Raw genomic sequence first — 15,748 nt, 5'->3', positions numbered from 1 at the left:
CAGTCTAGTGCCCGCCCAGCGCCGCCGACCGGGTCGCGGCGACGCCGGCTACCCGGTGAACGACACCTCGACCGGTACGCCGGCGGCCACCTGCCGGACCGTCTCGCCGTACGGGCTGCGGACCCGCAGCCGTCGGGGGACCGCCGAGACCAGCCGGGCCCGCACCGCACCCGGCCGCCAGGCCAACTCCTCGACGGTGACCCGCCCGGGACAACGCACCCCGCGCAGGGTGCCGCGCGGCAGCCCCGGCAACGGTGCCGGCAACAGGCGCAGCCGGCCGGGTCGACCCTGCACCAGTGACTCGATCAGCACCGCCGGCAGCGCGTGCGCGGCATCGGCGTTGTAGGTGACCCGACCCGGGTTGTGGGCGCTCATCAGCGACCGGAAGAACATGTCGTTGCCGATGATCTTGAGTAGGTTCGCCTCGACCAGCGACCCGTCGTGCAGCCGGGCGGCGGCCAGCGCCCGGTGCAGGCTGCCGTGCGCGGACAGGTTCTCGTCGCCCCGGCGGCGCAGCGCCCGGTGCGCGGCGGTGGCCAGCTCCGGGGTGTCCTCGGGGTTGATCTCATCGAGCGGCCACACCGGATACAGGTGGCTGACGTGGCGGTGGTTGTCGTCGGCCCGGTAACCGGGCCAGGCCCACTCGGTCAACGCCCCGCCGGCGTCGACCCGGTACGGCGGCAGCCGCGCCGCCAACCGCGTCCACCGCCGGTCGCCGGTCAGCGCGGCGGCGACGGTGAACGCGTGCCGCGCCGCGGCGATGTCCATCGTGGCGTTGACCGCCACGTGCACCGCCGTACCCGAGGCGTCCAGCGGCCCGGTCTCCGCCGAGTACGACGGCACGAACCCCCACGTCCCGTCGTCGCCGGTGGTGGTCAGCACGTCGGCGAGGAACTCGGCCACCTCCACCAGCCAACCCGCCACCTCACCCAACGGCTCCCCGGTGACCAGATGCCGTTCGTGCAGCGGGAACAGCAGCCAGTGCGCGCCCGGCAACCACGCCGCGAACGGCCAGTCCGGATGCAGGTGGAACAGGTGACCGTGCTCCCCGTCGGTGCGGCTCGGGGCCAACAGCCCGCGCGCCCCGTAGATCGCGTGGGCGTTGCGCCGCCAGTGCCCGACCTGGGCGCGCACCAGCCGGGCGTGCGCCTGCGTGACCTCCGGCAGGGCGGCCAGATTGGCCGAGGCCAGTTGCAGGTTCAGGTTGGCGTCGGTGGTGAAGTCACCGGCCCAGGCGGCGTCCCACGAACCGAGCCACAGCCCGGTCAGCCGGGGCGGCAGCACGCCGCTGGCGCTGAGCAGCAGGTAACGCCCGGCGTGGAACAGCCGCTCCAGCAGCGCCGCGTCCAGCGTGTGCGGTGCGGCGGCCTGCCGGGCCAGCAGCTCACCGACGGGCAACTCCCGCTGCGCCGCCGGCACCGCCAGGTCCAGCTCCACCCGCCGGTACGCCGGGGTGTGCCGGGCCGTGTGCCGGGCCAGCAGATCGTCGTACCGGGCGTCGCGGTGGCCGGTCAGCCGACGCTGCAACGCCCCGGTACGCCACCGGCCGTGCGGGCGGGCGAGGACCGTCACCAGCAGGGTGGGCCCGTCGACCCGCACCTCGTCGCCGTCGATCTCGACCGCGCCATGCAGCAACGTCAACCCCTCGAAGCCGTACGCGGTGCCGGCCGTCGGGTAGCGGGCCCGCGCCCGCAGGAAGACCAACCCGTCGCGGCGGTACGCCGACACCGCGTAGCGCAGCCCCGCGGGGCGGCCGGGCAGGTCGCCGGTCACGCCGACCCGACAGGCACCCATGTCCAGCCGGGTGACGATCAGCCGGTCGGTGCGCGAGACGAACGACCGGCGGCTCCCGCCGGCCCACCGCACCACGACCTCGCCGGTGTCGAAGTCGGTGTACCGGCGGTAGTCGTCCACCGGCCCGCCGTCGGCGTCGACGGTCAACACGAAGCCGGGATGGAACGACTGCGTCCAGCGCAGCACGCCGTCACCGGCCAGCAGCCGGCTCGCCTCCGCGCGGCGGTCGGCCAGGATCAACCGCCGGATCCGGGGCAGCAGCGCGGCCAGCCGGGGCGGGCGGGCGTCGTGGGTGCCGTTGGGCAGCACGAACCGGTGATGGTTGACCACGATGCGTTCCGCCCACGGCCGGCCGTGCACCATGATCCCGTACTCGCCGTTGCCGGCGAGCAGGGCGTCCGGCCAGTCGTCCGCCGGTGCGGTGTCCCAGATCCGGTGCACCGGACCGGTCACCGGGCCGCCGCCCGGTCGTCGTGCGGTGCCGTCGCGCCGGTCGCCGCGGCGGTGCTGTCCCGCACGGTCAGCCGGGGTTCCAGCAGCGTCACCTGCGGGGTCGGCTCGTCCCGCAGGTGACGCATGAGCAGCGACACGGCCTGTCGACCGATCTCCTCGGCGGGTACCGGCACCGAGGTCAGGCGCGGGCTGGCGTGTTCGGCGAACTGGTCCGGGCAGACGGCCACCACCGACACGTCGTCGGGCACCCGCCGCCCCAGCGCGGCCAGCGCCGCCTGCACCGGGCCCACCGCCGCCTCGTTCTGCACCACCAGAGCGGACAGTTCCGGCTGCCGGGCGAACAGTTCGACCACCCGGGCGTGCACCTGCGCGGCGTTCTCCTCGCAGGGCAACGTGACCGCCTCGACGCCGTGCCGGGCCGCCGCCTCGACCACGCCCGCGCGGGTGCGGTGGGCGAACCCGGTGCCGCGTTCGTAGACGGCGGCCGGCGCGCCGAGCAGCGCGACGCGGCGGTGTCCGAGCCCCGCCAGATGCTCCACGCAGACCTGCCCGGCGCGGTGGAAGTCCAGGTCCACACAGGTCAGCCCGTCGGTGTCGGCGGGTAGCCCGATCAGCACGCTGGGCCGGCCCAGCGTCCGCAGCAGCGGCACCCGGGCGTCGTGCAGTTCCACGTCCATCACCAGCACCCCGTCGACCAGGGCGCCGGCGGCGATGCGGTGCAACCCCTGCGGGCCCTCGTCGGAGGTCAGCAGCAGCACGTCGTGGTCGTGACCGCGGGCGGCGGTCACCACCGCCGTGGCGAACTGCATCACCACCGGCACCTGGATGCCCGAGCGCAGCGGCAGCACCAACGCGATGACGTTGGCGCGTCGGCTGGCCAGGGCCCGGGCGCCCGCGTTCGGGTGGTAGTTGAGCAGCCGGACGCTGGCCAGCACCCGGTTGCGGGTCAGCTCCGAGATGGCCCGCTTGCCGCTGAGCACGTACGACACGGTGCTCACCGCGACACCGGCGTGCCGGGCCACGTCGGCGATGGTGGGTTGACCGGACGGCACCCGGCCCCGCCCGCTCACCGGACCCCGCTGGTGGCGTGCGGCCGGGCCGGCCGGGCCGGCGGCGCACCGCGTACGGCCACCGCGCCGACCAGCCGCACGTCGGTGGCCGACCGCCCGACCAGCACGGTATGGGTGGCGTCCTCCACCACGAAACCCTCCCGGTCGGCGTCCCACCAGCTCAGCTCGGCGCTGCGCAGCCGCAGCGTGACGGTACGCCGTTCCCCCGGCGCGAGCACGACCCGGGCGAAGTCGCGCAGTTGCCGCAGTGGCTGCTTCACCCGGGACCGCCGTTGCCGGGTGTAGAGCTGCACCACCTCCACCCCGGGCCGGTCGCTGGTGTTGGTGACGTCCACGCTCACCTCGACATCGTCGCCGACGTCGACCGACGTGGCGCTCAACCGGAGATCGCGGTAGTCGAACTCGGCGTAGGACAACCCGTGCCCGAACGGGTACAGCGGTTCGCCCCGGTAGTACAGGTAGGTGAAGTCCGAGCCGATCACGTCGTAGTCGAGCAGGTCGGGCAGTTCGGCGGTGTCGGCGTACCAGGTCTGGGTGAGCCGACCGCCCGGGTCGGCGTCGCCGAGGAGCACGTCGGCGAGGGCGTTGCCGTGCTCCTGCCCGCCGTGCGCCGACCAGAGCACCGCCGGCAGGTGGCGCCCAGCCCAGCCCAGCGCGTACGGGTAACTGCTGGTGACCACCAGCACGGTGCGCGGGTTGGCGGCGTGCACGGCGCGCAGCATCGCCTCCTGCCGGGCCGGCAGGGCCAGGTCGAGGCGGTCCTCGGTCTCGCGTCCGTTGACCATCGGGTGGTTGCCCACGGTCACCACCGCCACGTCGGCGGCGGCGGCCAGCTCGGCGGCCCGCGCGGCACCGTCGGTGACCACGTCGATGCCGAAGCCGGTGCCGGCCCGGTCGTCGCCGTCGACCCGCAGCCGGCCGTGCTCGTCGACGGTGACGTAGCGGTCGGTGGCCAGGTGGCGCAGCAGCACGCTGCCGTCGGGCAGCGGATCGAACTGGAAGGTCTCCCGGACCACCCAGCCGCCGGGCCCGGAACGGTCGTTGACCAGCGCGCCGTCGTCGTCGACTCCGACGTGACGGCCGTTGCCGACGGCCCGCAACGCGACCGTGTCCCGACCCCAGTCGAACACGTCGAACGAGGTCGGGTCGGCACCGACGGTCAACGGACCACCGTCGGCCTCGTCGGTGCATCCCACGTAACGGTCACCCACCCGCAGGGTGATCCGGTCGGTTCCGGGGTCGCTGGTGAGCTCCGGCAGCCGCCGCGCCAACCCCTGGACAACGCTTGTCGCATAGGGCAGCGTGCCGCTGTACCAGTCGGTGTGCACAGCGTCGGCGAGCGGACCGAGCACCGCGATCCGCAGGCCGGGCGACAGTGGCAGCAGGCCACGGTTGCGCAGCAGCACGATGGACTGCCGGGCGGCCTCCCGGGCCAGGTGCCGGTGCGCCGGGCAGTCGACGACCTCCGGTCCGGTCCCGGCGTACGGGTCGGTGTGCGGTGGATCGAGATCGCCCAGCCGCAGCCGGACGGTGAGCACCCGACGGACCGCCCGGTCCAGGTCGGACTCGGTGATCAGCCCACGGTTCAGGGCCTCGGTGAGGTATCGCCGGGTGGGCTCACTGTCGGCGTCGTGCTCGGTGAAGCTGTCGATTCCGGCGCGCAGCGCCGCGGCGAACCCCTCGACGTGGTCGGGCAGGTGGCCCTGCACCCCGGCGATGTTGCTCACCGCCCCCGCGTCGCCGACGACCAGGACCTCGCCGGGTGCCCACCGGCGCAGCTCGCCGTCGATCAGCGGGCTCAGGTGCGCCGGCACCCCGTCGACCAGGTTGTAGCTGGCCATCGCGGCGACCGCCGCGTCGGCGGCGAGCGGGGCGCGGAACGCCGGCAGCTCGTACTCGTGCAGCACCCGGGGTGGCAGGTCGCTGGAGGTGGTGGCCCGGTCGGTCTCGTTGTTGTAGCCGAGGAAGTGCTTGACCGTCGGAGCGGTGCGCAGCCGCTCGGGATGCCCGCCGCGCAGCCCCTGCGCGTAGGCGGTGGCGAGCCGACCGGTCAGCCACGGGTCCTCCGACCAGCCTTCCTCGTTGCGTCCCCAGCGTGGGTCGCGCAGCGGGTTGACCACCGGCGCCCACACGTTGAGGCCGACGTGCTGCGGGTCGGCGTGGTGCTTGGCGCGTACCTCGTCGCCGACGGCGTCACCGACGGCGCGTACCAGCTCGGGGTTCCAGGTGCTGGCCAGGCCGACGGCCTGGGGGAAGACGGTCGCCGGGCCGAGCCAGGCGACGCCGTGCAGCGCCTCGGTGCCGGTGCGGAAGCCGGGCAGGCCGAGCCGGGGGACGGGGGCCTGCCACTGGTGCAGCAGTCCGATCTTCTCCGGCACGGTGAGCCGGGTCAGCAGGTCCTCGACCCGGTCCCGGGTCGGGGGTGTGGTGCGGTCGGTCATGGTGGATCGCCTTCCAGTGCCCGGCGCGCCGGAGGTCGAAGCGCTTCGACGGCGGATGGCCGAGCGGCCTCGCAGGTCATGGTGGGGTGACGGTCGTCGGCCCGGACGCTGGCGAAGCGCTTCGACAAACCGTGGAAAGCAAGCCGCCCCGGGTGCCCGTGCGGAGCGGCTCGCTTCGAGGTTGGCACCCTCGGCGGGTCGGGTCAAGACTCCGACCGGCTGGGCACACATCGACCGGCAACGCTGCGGTCGTTCAGCGGGCGGGTAGCCGCCCGGCCTCGATGGTGGCCAGGGCGGCGGTGGCGCCGCCGAGCGCACCCGCGGTGTCCAGGGTGGAGGCTTCCAGCCGGCAGCCGCCGGCACCCGGGGCGTGCGCCCGGGCGGCCAGTTCCGACCGGGCCGCCGGCAGCAGCCAGGGTGCCAGGGTGGCGAAGTGGTCACCGAGCACGACGGTCTCCGGGTTCAGCAGGTCGGCCAGGACGGCGACACCACGACCGAGGTGCCGCCCGGTCTCCGCCAGGCCGCTGCACACGCCGGGGTCGTCCTGCTGGGCGAGCGCCACGATCCGGGTCAGTTCCGGCAGGTAGTCGACGACCGGGCCGTCGGCCTCGACGTCGGGCAGCAGCCGGCGTACCACGGCGGGCAGGCCGACCAGTGCGGTCAGGCAGCCCTGGATGCCGCAGCGGCAGGGCGGCCCGGCGGGATCCACCGCCAGGTGTCCGATCTCGCCGGCGAAGCCGCGCCCGCCCCGCAGCAGTCGTCCGGCGGCGATGATGCCCGCGCCGACGGTGAGCCCGCCGGTCAGGTGCACCAGGTCGCTCGTGGCCGCGTGTCCGCCGTGCCGTTGCTCGGCGAGGACGGCGAGGTTGGCGACGCTGTCGACCCCCACGGCGAACTCCGGATCCCGCAGGGCGGCGCGCAGTTGCGCCGCGAGTGGTACGTCACGCCAGCCCAGGGCGCCGGCCAGCGGTACCGCGCCGGACGGGTCGACAAGGCCGGGTACGCCGACGGTGAGGCCCAGGACGGTGCGGCCCTGGGCGGTGACCCGCCCGATCGCCCGTCGGGCGAGCGCGGTCAGCGCGCGCAGTGTCTCGGTGGGGGTGACGGTGCTGGCGGCGAAGGCCCGCCGCCAGGTCAGCAGCCGGTTGCCGCCGAGGTCGACGGCGACGGCCACCAGCTCGTCGGCGCCGATCTGCAAACCCAGCGCGGCGTACGGCTCACCGTCGAGGACCAGCATCGTGGCCGGTCGGCCGACCCGGTTCTCGGTGAGCCCGGTCTCGCGGACCAGCCGCTGGTCGATCAGCTCGGTCACCAGGCTGGAGACGGTGGCCTTGTTCAGGCCGGTCCGCGCGGCGATGTCGGCACGCGAGCAGGGGGCGTGCAGACGTACGTGCCGCAGCACCACCGCCCGGTTGGCGACGCGGACGTCACCGAGGTCGGTCGGCTGCGGTTCGTTGTGGATGCTGATCACGCTCTGCCCGCTCCCTGCGCCGGTGTCGTGGCGCGCGTCCATCATCGCGTACCGCGCTGACGGGACCGACCAGGCCGCCCGCGCTGTCTTGTGGGACGCATTGCCGTCGATTAGTTTGTTCGGCTAGAACCCCAACTAATCCTAGCCGGAGTCCCCCGCTCCGCAAACCGCTATCGACGACGAAGGGAGTGCGCCGTGACGCCTGCTGCGCGCACATCCACCGACCGCCGGACCATGCTGCGGCTGATCGGCCTCGGCGCCGCCGCGACCGTGGGCGGCGGTGCGCTGGCCGGTTGCAGCAAGGAAGCCGGCAGCCAGGGCAGCGCCACGAACGCCGACGCCATCAAGGCGGTGCTGCCCACCTACCAGCCGGCCGAGCTGCTCAAGCCGGACATCCCCGGCGAGGGCCCGATCCCGCACGGCTACCTCAGCTATCCGCGCGAACTCGTCGACGCGGTCACCGAGCCGCCCGGGCGGGGTGGCCCGCCGATCCAGACGATGAGCCCCTGGTGGGGTCCGACCCCACCGCCGCTGGGCCGCAACTCCTACCTGGGCGCGGTGAACGGCAAGCTCGGCGTGGAGGTCAACCCGAGCCTGCAGGACGGCCTGACCTACGCCGACAAACTCAACGCGATGCTCGGCGCGCGCGACGTGCCGGAGCTGCTGTCCGCGCCGAACTGGGAGGTGGACAAGGTCGCCCGGTTCTCCGACGCGGTCAAGGCGTTGTTCACCGACCTGACCGACCACCTTCAGGGCGACAACGCGGCGAAGTACCCGTACCTGGCGGCGCTGCCCAGCGGTGCCTGGGAATACTCGGTCTGGGGCGGGCGGCTCTACGCCGTGCCGTTTCCCACCGACGGTCCGTTCGCCTGGGCCATGTTCTACCGCAAGGATCTGCTGGGCGCCGCCGGGCTGGCCACCCCCACCAGCCCCGACGAGCTGTACGAGTTCGGCAAGAAGGCCACCGACCCGGCCAAGGGCGTGTGGGCCTTCGGCAGTGTCTTCGAGATGATCCAGCAGTACTTCGGCTGCCATCAGACCTGGCGCAAGAAGCCCGACGGCGGTCTGCAGCACAAGTTCGAGGACCCGGCGTTCGAGGCGGCGCTGGCGTTCACCGCCCGGCTGTTCGCCGAGGGCCTGGTACACCCGGACACGGCGGAGAGCAAGGGCGAGGACGAGAAGCAACTGTTCAACTCCGGCAAGATCCTCATGTACCGTGACGGCCTCGGCGCCTGGCAGGGCATGCAGAGCGAACGGGTCAAGGAGCTGCCCACCTTCGACATGCAGCCGCTGCCGGTCTTCGGCGCGCAGGGCGCCCAGCCGGTCATCTGGGGCAGCGAGAAGCCGATCTTCTACACCTTCCTCAAGAAGGACCTGCCCGCCGAGCGGGTCGACGAGGTGCTGCGGGTGCTCAACTGGTGTGCCGCCCCGTTCGGCAGCCGGGAGTTCGAGCTGCGCGAGTACGGCGTGGAGGGACAACACTTCACCCGGGGCTCCGACGGTACGCCGGCGCTCACCGAGCTGGGCCGTAAGGAACTCGGCGCGCAGTACACCCACATCGGTGGCCGGGTGCCGGTCAAGGTGCGCAGCGGCGACACCCCGAACTACGTGCAGGACTACATCGGGTACTACCGCAAGCACATCGGCCAGATGGAGCCGGACCTGTTCGCCGGGATCAAGCTGGAGCTGCCGGCGAACTGGTCGAAGATCATCCAGCCGACCGACGACAAGATCCGCGACATCCTGCGCGGCCGTCGCCCGGTCAGCGACCTGGCCCAGGTGCGCAAGGAGTTCCTCGACACCGGTGGCGAGGAGGGCCGCGCGTTCCACGAGAAGGCGCTCGCCGACAACGGCCGATGAGCGGGCAGGCGAGCGCGCCGCCGACCGGTGCCGGGGTGCGGCCGTGAGTGCCCCCGGCGCCGTGGACACGCGGCCACCCGCCGGGCGTACGCCGTCACCCCGGCGCACCCGGCGGCGTGGGCGGCGCAGCCTGCGGGTCCGGCTGCGCCGCGACTGGCCGCTGCTGGCGATGGCCGCGCCGGCGGCGGTGCTGCTGCTGGTCTTCCACTACCTGCCCACGCTCGGCAACATCATCGCCTTCCAGGACTACAACCCGTTCGTCGGCGACGACCCGCTGGACGCGTTCCTCAACAGCGAGTGGATCGGCTTCGGCAACTTCGAGGCCCTCTTCCGCGACCCGCTGTTCTGGGACGCGGTCCGCAACACCCTGAGCATCACCGCCTTCCAGCTGGTGTTCTTCTTCCCGCTGCCGATCCTGCTGGCGCTCATCCTCAACAGCGTCGTCTCCGGGCGGCTGCGTGGCTTCGTGCAGAGCGTCGTGTACCTACCGCACTTCTTCAGCTGGGTGCTTGTGGTGACGTTCTTCGTGCAGATGTTCGGCGGGGCCGGACTGCTGGCCCAGGAGATGCGCCAGGCCGGTCTGGAGCCCTGGGGGATCATGACCAACCCGGACACGTTCATCGTGCTGGTCACCGCCGAGGCGGTCTGGAAGGACCTGGGGTGGGGCGCGATCGTCTTCCTGGCCGCGCTGTCCGCCATCGACCAGAACCTGTACGAGGCGGCGGCGGCCGACGGGGCCGGCCGGTGGCGGCGGTTGTGGCACATCACCCTGCCCGGCCTGCGTCCGGTGATCGTGCTGCTGCTCATCATGCGGCTCGGCGACGCGCTCTCGGTCGGGTTCGAGCAGTTCATCCTGCAACGGGAAGCGGTCGGCCGGCAGGCCGCCGAGGTGCTCGACACGTTCGTCTACTACCAGGCGATCAGCACCCAGCAGTGGGGGCTCGGCGCCGCGGCGGGCCTGTTCAAGGCGGTGGTCGGGCTGGTGCTCATCCTCACCGCGAACAAGGTCGCCCATCGGCTCGGTGAGCAGGGGGTGTACGCGAAATCATGACCGCACAGCTCAGTGGTGCCGGGCCGGTGCCGGCGGCACCGACCACGGCAGGGCCACCCGCGCCACCGCCGCGGCGACGCCACCCCGGCCGTCCGGTGTGGGCGGGCCGCCCGTCGACGTCGCTGACCATCGGCAAGGGGGTCGTGCTCACGCTGCTGGTGGCGGCGGTGCTGGTGCCGCTCTGGGCGGTGCTGGTCACCAGCCTCGCCTCACGCGGCACCATCGACGACGCGGGTGGCATGGTGATGATCCCCCGGGAGTTCGACCCGTCGGCGTACATCACCATCTTCAGCGGCGGCGACGTCACCCGGGCGGTGTGGGTCAGCACCCTGGTCACGGTGTTCGGCACCACGGTCAGCCTGGTGCTCACCGTGCTGGCCGCGTACGGGCTGTCCCGACCGGGCTCGGTGGCCCACCGGGGGCTGCTGTTCTATTTCCTGCTGACGTTCCTGATCTTCCCGGGGCTGGTGCCGAGCTACCTGGTGGTGACCGGGCTGGGCCTCAAGGACAGCCTCTGGTCGCTGATCCTGCCCAGCGCGATAAGCGTGTTCAACCTGGTGGTGATCCGCGCGTTCTTCATGAATGTGCCGGCGGAACTGCTCGACAGCGCCCGCATCGACGGCGCGGGGGAGTTGCGCATCCTCACCCGGATCGTGCTGCCGCTGTCCAAGGCGGTGATCGCCGTGGTCGGGCTCTTCTACGCGGTCGGCTACTGGAACGTGTACTTCAACGCGGTGCTCTACATCGACTCCAACGACAAGTTCCCGATTCAGCGGGTGCTGCAGAGTTACATCCTGGCCGGCCAGTCACCGAACGTCTCCGGCGCGTCGGTGAGCCTGCCCGGGGTCACCGCGTACCCGCCGACGCTCGCGGTCAAGATGGCGGTGGTGGTGGTGACGGTCATCCCGGCGGTGATCATCTACCCGTTCGTGCAGCGGCACTTCACCAAGGGCGTGATCACCGGCGCGGTGAAGGGCTGACCCCCGTTCCGCGACCCCGTGGCCGCGCGGTGCCCGACTCCGTCCAGTCGGGCGCCGCGCGGCCACGGTCAGCCCGACGCGGGGAAGAGCCCCGCGAAGGGCACGACGGTCACCGCCGCACCGTTGAGCAGTGACCGGGTCGGTCGGTCGGCGTCGCCGACCCCCGCGAGCGCCAACTGCCCCACCAGCAGCGGCCCTCGGGTCTCGATCCGCAACTCGTCGCCGTCGCGGACCGCCTCGATGATCGTGTCCCCGTCCACGTCGTGCACGACGGCGCGCCCGTCCACCGCTCCCCAGCAGACCAGGGTGACCTCCCGGAAGGGCCCGTCGCCGACGGTGGCCCCCGGCGTGACCAGCGGCAGCAGCGCGCCCCGACGCACGTACAGCGGCATCCGGGCCAGCGGCGTGCGAACCCGAAGATGCCGGCCACCGGCATGCCGTTCGCCGGTGGCGGCGTCGAACCAGTCGTCGCCGACGGGCAGGTACACGTCGCGTACCCCGGACGTGTCGGTGACCGGCGCGACCAGCAGGTCGGTCCCGAGCCGGTACTGCAGGTCGGTCGTCCAGGCCGTCGGATCCTGCGGGGTGTCGACAAGCAGGGCCCGCATCATCGGTACGCCGGTGCGGGCCGCCTGTACCGCCGCCGACCACAGGTACGGCATCAGCCGGTAGCGCAGCCGCAGCGCGGCCACCGCGAGTTGTTCCGCCTCGGCCGGGAACTCCCACGGCAGTCGGCTGGTGGTGCCGTGCAGCCGGACCAGCGGCGACAGCGCGCCGAACTGCGACCAGCGTACGTACAGGTCGGGTTCCGGGGTGCCGTGGAAGCCGCCGGTGTCGTGGCTCCAGAACGGCACCCCCGACAGGCCGTGCGACAGGCCCCCACGCAGGGTGCTGGCCAGGGCCGGCCAGGTGGCGTTGACGTCGCCGCTCCACTGCGCGCTGTGCCGTTGCCCGCCCAGGTACGACGAGCGCGCCCACACCGCCCGGTGGCCGGCCACCTCCTCGGTGACGCCGGCGACCACGTCGTTGAACAGCAGGGCGTACACGTTGTGCAGCTCGACGCCGCTCATCCCGTTGTGGGCCACCGCGTCGGCGGGCACCCCCTCGGCGAAGTCGGTCTTGAACACCGCCACGCCCTGTCGCAGCAGCGGCCGCAGCAGCCCGGTGAACCAGTCGACCGCCGCCGGGTTGGTCAGGTCCACGATGGCCGAGGCCGGGTAGCTGCCGTGCCACACGTCGGCGACGTACGTGCTGCCGTCGGGTCGCCGCAGGAAGTAGCCCGCCGCGTCGGCCTCGGCGTAGAGCGGACTGGCCGTCATCAGATAGGGATTCATCCACAGGCAGACCCGGAAGCCCTGCTCGGACAGGGTTCGCAGCATCCCGGCCGGGTCGGGAAACGCCTCGTTGTCCCAGCGCAGGTCCGACCAGTTGCCGGCGACCTGCCAGTAGCAGTCCAGGTGCAGCACGTCGCAGGGGACGTCGCCCTCGCGCAGGCGCCGGGCCCGCTCCAGCACCCGCTCCTGGCTGTCCGGGTAGAAGCCCGAGGAGACCCAGGTGCCGAAGGCCCAGCGCGGCGGCAGGTACGGCTGCCCGGTCAACTGTCGCAGCCGGTCCAACACCTCGGCCGGGGTCGGCCCGGCCAGCACGTAGTAGTCGAGCAGGTCGTCGGGGACCAGGATCTGCACCGCGCTGTGGGTGGACTGGCAGACGTCGAACTGCACCGGCAGCCCGCTGTCGACAAGCACCCCGTAGCCCCGGTTGGACAGGTAGAACGGCACGTTCTTGTGCGCCCGGTCGGACTCGCTGCCGAAGGCGTCGAAGTTCCACATCAGAGCCCGCTGGCCGCGCTTGTCCAGCGGGGTGAACTTCTCACCGAAGCCGACGAACCGCTCGTCGCCGGGGGCGACGAAGCTCTCGTGCCAGGCGACCCGGACGCCGTCGGTGGTGGAGTGGCCGAACGGGAGGGTGCGTTGCCGGCCACTGATGTCGACCGTGCCCGGATCCTGCTCCAGCAGCAGCGAGCCGTCGGGACGCAGGAACCGGATGTGCCACGGGTCGAGCCGGATCTCGGCGACCAGCGCGCCGGCGTCGATCCGCAGGTGCCGGTCGTCGACGGTGACGGTGGCCGGGTGGGTACCGGGGTGCACCAGCGGCATCAGGCGGGCCGACCGGCTGCGGGCCTGCGGATCCTCGGCCAGCCGTACCCGGATCACGCCGTCGCCGGCCGCGTCGACGCGCACCACCGCGGTCATCCCGTCGGCCAGCACCGCCTTGACGGTGGCGCCGTGTGCGTCGGTGCCGGCGACCTCGGCCCGGCTCACCACGGCCGGGCCACCCTCGCCGGGGGTGCGCACCGGCAGGTCGGGTGGGTCGGCGACGAAGGTCTCGTAGGGCACCAACGGCGGTCGGTACGGCATCAGCTCTCCTCAGCGGCGGGTCGCGGCGGTACCGACAGTTTCTTTAACTATCCAACGAACTGTCAACGACGATCGTTGATATGAGCGGGTGATGGGCTGTTGACATGGGTCTGGGTGATCCATAGTTTGGACGCATCCCCAACTAAACCGGCGGGCTGGTGATGGTGATGTGGACCGACGGCCCGCTCTGCCACGGCGGTGACTACAACCCCGAGCAGTGGCCGGCGCAGGTCTGGTCCGAGGACGTCGCGTTGATGCGCCAGGCCGGGGTCAATCTCGTCACCGTGGGGGTGTTCGCCTGGTCCCGGCTCGAACCGGCACCCGGCCGGTACACCTTCGGCTGGCTCGACCAGGTGCTCGACCTGCTGCACGACGCCGGCGTACGGGTCGCCCTGGCCACCCCCACCGCCTCGCCACCACCCTGGTTCTCCCTGGCCCACCCGGGCGCGCTGCCGGTCACCGCCGAGGGGGTCCGGCTGCACCACGGCAGCCGGGACACCTACTGCGCCGCCACCCCCGCCTACCGCGAAGCCGCACTGCGGATCACCGCCGCCCTGGCCGACCGGTACGCCCACCATCCGGCGCTGGCCGGCTGGCACGTGCACAACGAGTACGGCACCACGTGCCACTGCGAGCACACCGCCCGGGCCTTCCGGCGCTGGCTGGCCACCCGCCACGGTGAGCTGGCCGCCCTCAACGACGCCTGGGTCACCAGCTTCTGGAGCCAGCACTACTCCGACTGGGCGCAGATCAGCACCCCCCGGGCCACCCAGTACCTGCCCAACCCCGGCCAGTTGCTCGACTTCCGCCGCTTCTGGTCGGACACCCTGCTCGCCGCGTACACCGAGCAACGTGACCTGCTGCGGGCGGCGAACCCCGCGCTCACCATCACCACCAACTACGTCCTGGGCGACTGGGTGCCGGTCGACCACGCCCGCTGGGCCACCGAGGTCGATCTGGTCGCGGTCGACCACTACCCGTCCGCGGTGGACGGCGGCGCCGAGGAGCAGACCGCGCTGGTCGCCGACCTGGCCCGTGGTTGGGCCCGACACGCCGCCGCCCGCCGGCGCCCCGGCTCACCGCCGGCCGACGGTGCGCCGGCGTGGCTGCTGATGGAGAGCGCACCCAACCAGATCCACACGGCCGGACGGATGCACACCAAGGAACCGGGGCGGATGCTGCGGCACAGCCTCGCCCACGTGGCCCGCGGCTCCCACGGCGCGATGTTCTTCCAGTGGCGGGCACCGGTCGGCGGCGCCGAGCGCTTCCACTCCGCCCTGGTGCCGCACGCCGGCCCGGACAGTCGGGTGTTCCGGGAGACCGTCGCCCTCGGTGTCGCGCTGCGGCAGCTCGGCGAGGTTCGTGGCCGCGTCGAGGCGGCCGTGGCGCTCGTGGTCGACGCGGCGAGCGGCTGGGCGCTGCGCCATCCGGGCCTGCCGTCGACCCTGCCGGACCACCACGACGAACTCGCCGCCGCGCACCGGGCACTGTGGCGCAGCGGGTACGCCTGCGACACCGTCACCCCGGGCGACCCGCTCGACGGTCACCGGCTGCTCGTCCTACCCGCCGTCTACCTGATCGACGACGCCACCGCCGACTGGCTGCACGGCTACGTCCATGCTGGCGGGCATCTGCTGGTCACCTACCTCAGCGGCGTCGCCGACGAACACGCCCGGGTACGCCTCGGCGGCTATCCGGGCGCGCTACGGGACCTGCTGGGCGTGTACGCCGAGGAGTTCCACCCCCTCGCCGCCGACGACCACGTCCTGCTCGACGGCGGCGGCACCGGACGGATCTGGGCCGAGACGCTGCGCCTGACCGGTGCCGACACGATCGTCTCCTACGCCGGGGGCGTACTCGACGCGATGCCCGCCGTCACCCGGCACCGGGCCGGCGCCGGCACCGCCTGGTACCTGTCCACCCGCCTCGACGACACGACCTACCGGCGGCTGCTCGGCACCGTCGCCCGGGCGGCCGGCGTCACCACCGTCTGCCCGGACGCACCCGAGGGGGTCGAGGCGGTACGCCGCCGCGACGGCGAGACGAGCTGGCTGTTCCTGCTCAACCACACCGGGCACGAGCAGCGCGTGCCGGCACGCGGAGTGGAACTGCTGACCGCGACACCGATCGACCGGGCGGTCACCCTGGCACCCGGCGGTGTCGCGGTGCTCCGCGAGCACCAGGGTTGATCCGTCGGCACCGACTGGCTAA

9 protein-coding genes are annotated in these 15,748 nt (G+C 72.7%); 4 read left to right on the top strand and 5 right to left on the bottom strand.

Annotated elements, in window-relative coordinates; all coding sequences use genetic code 11:
• Window positions 1–48: 48 nt before the first annotated feature.
• The 4 genes from O7605_RS26910 to O7605_RS26895 all read right to left on the bottom strand — a co-directional run bounded on the left by O7605_RS26910 (window position 49) and on the right by O7605_RS26895 (window position 7,229).
• A complete protein-coding gene (locus tag O7605_RS26910; RefSeq protein WP_269741758.1) occupies window positions 49–2,247 on the bottom strand; it encodes a glycosyl hydrolase family 95 catalytic domain-containing protein in 2,199 nt (732 codons plus the stop codon).
• Window positions 2,244–3,317 (bottom strand): LacI family DNA-binding transcriptional regulator, encoded by a 1,074-nt coding sequence (locus tag O7605_RS26905; RefSeq protein ID WP_269741757.1) that lies wholly within the window; start codon window positions 3,315–3,317, stop codon window positions 2,244–2,246. Before O7605_RS26905 ends, O7605_RS26910 begins: the two co-directional genes overlap by 4 nt.
• Window positions 3,314–5,758: a beta-glucosidase family protein gene (locus O7605_RS26900; protein ID WP_269741756.1), complete on the bottom strand. Its 2,445-nt coding sequence runs from the start codon at window positions 5,756–5,758 to the stop codon at window positions 3,314–3,316. The genes O7605_RS26905 and O7605_RS26900 overlap by 4 nt, the downstream gene beginning before the upstream one ends.
• A gap of 253 nt (window positions 5,759–6,011) precedes the next feature.
• Complete coding sequence (locus tag O7605_RS26895; RefSeq protein ID WP_269741755.1) at window positions 6,012–7,229, bottom strand: ROK family transcriptional regulator; 1,218 nt, start codon at window positions 7,227–7,229, stop codon at window positions 6,012–6,014.
• A gap of 195 nt (window positions 7,230–7,424) precedes the next feature.
• Here O7605_RS26895 and O7605_RS26890 point away from each other — a divergent pair, with 195 nt between their 5' ends.
• From O7605_RS26890 to O7605_RS26880, 3 genes are read left to right on the top strand one after another with little or no spacing between them, the layout of a single operon-like run.
• On the top strand, window positions 7,425–9,089 hold the full coding sequence (locus tag O7605_RS26890; RefSeq protein WP_269741754.1) for an extracellular solute-binding protein: 1,665 nt from the start codon (window positions 7,425–7,427) through the stop codon (window positions 9,087–9,089).
• 43 nt (window positions 9,090–9,132) lie between these two features.
• The gene (locus O7605_RS26885) at window positions 9,133–10,140 is read left to right on the top strand and encodes an ABC transporter permease (RefSeq protein ID WP_269741753.1); all 1,008 of its coding nucleotides are present in this window, start codon (window positions 9,133–9,135) and stop codon (window positions 10,138–10,140) included.
• Complete coding sequence (locus tag O7605_RS26880) at window positions 10,137–11,120, top strand: carbohydrate ABC transporter permease (protein ID WP_164449851.1); 984 nt, start codon at window positions 10,137–10,139, stop codon at window positions 11,118–11,120. The genes O7605_RS26885 and O7605_RS26880 overlap by 4 nt, the downstream gene beginning before the upstream one ends.
• A gap of 68 nt (window positions 11,121–11,188) precedes the next feature.
• On the opposite strand, the gene O7605_RS26875 is transcribed toward O7605_RS26880, so the two are convergent.
• Window positions 11,189–13,537: a TIM-barrel domain-containing protein gene (locus O7605_RS26875; protein ID WP_269741752.1), complete on the bottom strand. Its 2,349-nt coding sequence runs from the start codon at window positions 13,535–13,537 to the stop codon at window positions 11,189–11,191.
• A gap of 167 nt (window positions 13,538–13,704) precedes the next feature.
• Here O7605_RS26875 and O7605_RS26870 point away from each other — a divergent pair, with 167 nt between their 5' ends.
• On the top strand, window positions 13,705–15,726 hold the full coding sequence (locus O7605_RS26870; RefSeq protein ID WP_269741751.1) for a beta-galactosidase: 2,022 nt from the start codon (window positions 13,705–13,707) through the stop codon (window positions 15,724–15,726).
• Window positions 15,727–15,748 lie beyond the last annotated feature (22 nt).

It is taken from the genome of Verrucosispora sp. WMMA2121 (assembly GCF_027460185.1).
Lineage (GTDB): Bacteria > Actinomycetota > Actinomycetes > Mycobacteriales > Micromonosporaceae > Micromonospora > Micromonospora palythoicola.
Note: the sequence above shows the minus strand (reverse complement) of the source record. Positions and strands in the feature narration are given on the sequence as shown.

Bases quoted from the DNA above. Each gene is read 5' to 3' on its own strand.
- O7605_RS26900 (WP_269741756.1), bottom strand. From the start codon at position 5,758: ATGACCGACCGCACCACACCCCCGACCCGGGACCGGGTCGAGGACCTG.
- O7605_RS26880 (WP_164449851.1), top strand. From the start codon at position 10,137: ATGACCGCACAGCTCAGTGGTGCCGGGCCGGTGCCGGCGGCACCGACC.
- O7605_RS26875 (WP_269741752.1), bottom strand. From the start codon at position 13,537: ATGCCGTACCGACCGCCGTTGGTGCCCTACGAGACCTTCGTCGCCGAC.
- O7605_RS26870 (WP_269741751.1), top strand. From the start codon at position 13,705: ATGTGGACCGACGGCCCGCTCTGCCACGGCGGTGACTACAACCCCGAG.